1 pseudogene is annotated in these 532 nt (G+C 41.7%); it reads right to left on the bottom strand.

Going from position 1 to position 532, the window contains the following annotated elements:
- Positions 1-532 (bottom strand): annotated as a pseudogene (locus NE638_RS17855) (site-specific integrase); the annotation flags it as partial.

Below are 532 nucleotides of genomic sequence, written 5' to 3'. Positions count from 1 at the left end.
AGCCCGGCATAATAGGCTATCTGGATTGGAAGTATTGCGGCTGGGTTCTTTTTTTGAAGATACGCAAGCAGTCTTTCATAATCTTCTCGTGAAATTGGTTGGATATTTCCGTCCATGTCCTCATCCGAAAACAAATCAACTTCGTCCGTCTGATACCGCAGTTTAATATACTGCATGGGATTGAACGTAATATACTGTTTTGGAAATACTGCAAAACGGAAGGACTGCTGCATGACTGCGGAAAAAGAATGGATATAATCTTTGCTGTAACCCTTTCTCTCTTTTCCATCGGGATGAACTCCCCCGAAGGAAAGCAAATCGAAGAAAGATTGCAAATGTTCAGAGGTTACATTTTTCAGTTTCCGTTCTGCCAATGGGTGTTTCTTGATATTTCGGATTGTTCCGAGGTAATTCTCCACCGTACCATTGCTGAGCGTACCTGTTTTTAATTCCTCCTCTGCCCACACATCCAAAAGCTGTCCGACTGTGAGATTTTCCGCTTTGGCAACAAATTTCTTTTTCTCATAATCAT

It is taken from the genome of Blautia sp. MSK.18.38 (assembly GCF_024460535.1).
GTDB lineage: Bacteria > Bacillota > Clostridia > Lachnospirales > Lachnospiraceae > Blautia_A > Blautia_A fusiformis.
The sequence above is the reverse complement of the archived record's forward strand: the minus strand, read 5'-3'. Positions and strand labels throughout refer to the sequence as shown.